Genomic DNA, 3468 nt, shown 5'->3' with positions numbered 1-3468 from the left:
ACTTCGGCCTCAGTCCAACTGACCCAACGCAATTGCAAATACTACTCCAATCGCAGTCGCGACGCCGGTGGCGTACCCGTCTTCCTTGAACGCCTTGGGGAACACCTCAGTGCCCAAGGAAGCGACTACCGCCCCCCCTGCAACGCAGCGAATCAGCCCAAGCGGCGCCTCGGGCACGCCGGAGAGCAGCAGGTTGCCCACAAGGGCAGCGACCGAGAGCAAGGCTGCGGTGACGGCCCACAAGCCTAGCACCTTGGCCTTGGAGTGATTCCTCGACATCGCCTTCGCCCCGCCTGCCGCCTCGGGCAGGTTAGACAAGAAGATCGACCCTGATAAGGACGCCACTTGCAGAGGACCGACGCCGATGAGCGCCACACCGAGGGCAAGATTCTCGGGGATCCCGTCAAGGGTGATGGCCACCAGGAGCCCGCCGCCGCTGTCAGAGCCGAGCTTGCGATTGACGAACTGGTCGAGAACACTGAACGCCGTGGCACCCGCCATAACGCAAACCACTACCGCCCACAAAGGCGCGACATCGGTGGCGGGGCCGATGAGATCAAGTACCGCCGAAACGATGAGAGCGCCACCGGCGAGGGCGACGATGAATCCCTCAACCTTGGCGGACAGGTTGCCGTAGATACCCCACGCCGCGCCAGCAATCAATGCGGCCGATACAACCACGATGACGATGACAGTCAAAAACATCAGTGTCCTACCCTCTTCCAGGACCGGCCCTAACGGTCCTTACCATACCGAGAGACGATTTGGGCAAGCACCGGATGACCGACGCGAACCTGCCTTTCATAGCAGGTGCAGCAATTTACGTGCAGCCTCTGCCGAGGAGGCCGGGTTCTGGCCTGTGACCAGCTTACCGTCGATCACCACGAAAGACGCCCAATCGGCACCCTTTTCATAATTTCCACCGTTGGCTTTCAGTATATCCTCGACCAGAAAGGGGACCACTTTGCTAAGGCCGGCACTCTCTTCTTCGCTGTTGGTGAACCCGGTTACGGTCTTGCCCGAGACCACCGGTTTGCCGTCTGCGCCCTTGGTATGCTTGAACGCCGCCGGGGCGTGGCAGACAGCGCCAATGGGCCGGTCGCTGGCGGCGAAGGCTTCGATCAGTTTGATGCTGTCGGCATCCTCGGCCAGATCCCAAAGCGGGCCGTGGCCACCGGGATAGAAGATGGCATCAAAGCCATCCGTCGACACGGTGGACAACACGGCGGTGTGCGCAAGATCGCTTTGGGCCGCCTTGTCGGCCTTGAAGCGTTCCGTCGCCTCGGTTTGTGCGTCCTCGGTGTCGCTGCTGGGGTCCAGCGGGGGCTGTCCGCCCTTGGGCGAGGCAAGCGTCACCTGCGCGCCCGCGTCCTTGAAGACGTAATAGGGGGCGGCGAATTCTTCGAGCCAGAACCCGGTTTTATTGTCGGTATCGCCAAGTTTGTCATGCGATGTCAGTACTATTAAAATTTTCATAGTTGTTTACCTTTCGATAAATATGCAAGTTTCAGGCGCAGAGTTTAACCACACGTTTGCCGAACGCTTCACCGTTTAGCAATCCGAAAAATGCCGCAGGGGCGTTCTCGATCCCCTCGATAACTTCCTCGCTGCGCAGTCTCATGGTTGGTCCCAGATAGCTGCCCGTGTTTTCGGAGACGGTAGTTTCCGGGCCCTTCAATACTTCTGTCTTATAGCGCCAGACTTCACTGGTTGTGCCCGGCAGAATGGAAGCTGAGCCGGGCGCAGCGGGAAGGTTTAGTTCAATATCGTACTCCTCTAAATCCAGACCGAGCGTTCCCGATTCGGTTGCTGTTCCGCCGTCATCATAGTTAGCAACCCATACAATAATTTCCCAGTGGTTTAAACCCCCGACTCTTTAGACGACCATCCAGAGCCGTTGTTAACCAGTACATTTTCGTGATAGGAGTAGCAGTGGTCACGATAATCATATGCTGTCGCAGAACAGATTGGGTATTCGAGCTTGATGGGAGTTCTGATACTGATTCCAATGGTTTACCTCGCTTTTCATTACGCGGTTTTAAGTAATAAGTAGCATTCGTCCAGTTTACTGCACCACCTTTTCAATTTTACGTCTCATTTCAGGGGTTATCTCAGTTGAACGCGGCGGTAATGCCTTCCCCCCTCTTTCTCCGTTCTGATCAATGTCCTCAAGGAGCAACTTCATCTCGGCAATTTCGCGAACCTGGGCCGCAATTATCTCATCAGCCAGTTTCCGGACTCGAGGATCACTGATGCTCGCTCGGCGCGAGTTGTTAATGGCAATTGAGTGGTGCGGAATCATAGACTTCATAAAGTTCTCATCCCCGACCAACGACTGGCTCCTGTTCACGAATAGTAAAATCACGCCCAAGAGTGCCGCTAAAACAAATACCACGATTTTGGTACTCTTGCCTTTGTACATCGACCACATGAATGACAGCATGACGATAGTCATGACACAGGCCATAACCAAGGAGGCGACCAATCGGCTAATACTGAACGTTGCATGATCGAACGAGTAGACAAGCTGGTACATCAAGAAAAACATAATAAAAGCCGATGTCGCAATCATCGCCGCAAACCGACCCCAGCTTCCTCCCATCATCTGTTTATCCTGGTCCATGTTAACGTTCTCCAAATTGTGAAAAGTGCAGACTTAGGGTCGCGTAATCGCTGCTCAGGCTAAAAGCCCAGAGCCCAAAACACTGCCGTCTTTTCTACAAGTGTTAAAAAGCCTCCTAAAGACCTCTTTAAAATCTTCACTCCTCTGGCGAACGCTGTCTGTTCGGTGTCGAACCTATCAGCTGCTCAGAGAAGAACCTTCTCCACCGGGCGGCGCAAGGATCGTGGTGTTTCAGGCCCACGACCGATTCTCACAATTAGATTCGGCCGTTGCTTCCCGACGCTGAGAAAACGGACGAACTCCGCGCGGAAGGCTGCCACCTCAACCGGCTGGTTAATAAAGGCCAACACCTTGCCAGTACGCTGTGGCAGTTTTTGCGTTCTGCTTCGAGTTCGAACACCCACTTCAAGTAGCGGTATTGTTCCAGACCATTAGCTTTGGCAGTTTAGTATACGAGTTGTGATCGCCCGTCTCTGCGACCATTGGCGCTGAAATCACCTGACCATACACTGCGTTGAAACCTGCCTGAGTCTAATTGCGGTCATAATGCCAGTAGTTGTTGCATATCGGCGGCAATATTTTCTATTGCCTCATCATTCTTAAGCAATACCCGTGCCTGCCCTTCTGCATCAAAGCCATACAACGCCATGCTGTGTGAAACATCGTAGTATCCACTCTCATCTGGCTTGCCATAGCCGTAGGTAGCACGAAAAGTTTTAGTCAAGTCTTTCAATTGTTTTTGAGTACCGGTTAGGCCAATGAATTGAGGGCCAAAGATATTGGTGTAAGTCTCAAGTTGCTGCGGGTCATCGCGGTCGGGGTCAACACTGACGAATAATACTCTC

4 protein-coding genes are annotated in these 3468 nt (G+C 53.9%); all 4 read right to left on the bottom strand.

From position 1 onward, the window contains the following. Positions 1-9: 9 nt before the first annotated feature. Entirely contained in the window at positions 10-705 is a 696-nt protein-coding gene (locus WEB54_RS08060) for a ZIP family metal transporter (RefSeq protein ID WP_368053313.1), read from the bottom strand. Positions 706-801: 96 nt separating this feature from the next. Then, entirely contained in the window at positions 802-1476 is a 675-nt protein-coding gene (locus tag WEB54_RS08055; RefSeq protein WP_368054884.1) for a type 1 glutamine amidotransferase domain-containing protein, read from the bottom strand. Between the two features lie 589 nt (positions 1477-2065). Next, on the bottom strand, positions 2066-2623 hold the full coding sequence (locus WEB54_RS08050; protein ID WP_368054882.1) for a DUF305 domain-containing protein: 558 nt from the start codon (positions 2621-2623) through the stop codon (positions 2066-2068). Positions 2624-3164: 541 nt separating this feature from the next. Continuing rightward, positions 3165-3468: SCO family protein (locus tag WEB54_RS08045; RefSeq protein ID WP_368054880.1), on the bottom strand; the 304-nt coding region annotated here is incomplete at its 5' end.

This window comes from Saccharospirillum sp. (assembly GCF_040881935.1).
Lineage (GTDB): Bacteria > Pseudomonadota > Gammaproteobacteria > Pseudomonadales > Natronospirillaceae > Saccharospirillum.
The sequence above is the reverse complement of the archived record's forward strand: the minus strand, read 5'-3'. Positions and strand labels throughout refer to the sequence as shown.

Coding starts and splice junctions, on each gene's coding strand:
- WEB54_RS08060 (WP_368053313.1), bottom strand. CDS start 705: ATGTTTTTGACTGTCATCGTCATCGTGGTTGTATCGGCCGCATTGATT.
- WEB54_RS08055 (WP_368054884.1), bottom strand. CDS start 1,476: ATGAAAATTTTAATAGTACTGACATCGCATGACAAACTTGGCGATACC.
- WEB54_RS08050 (WP_368054882.1), bottom strand. CDS start 2,623: ATGGACCAGGATAAACAGATGATGGGAGGAAGCTGGGGTCGGTTTGCG.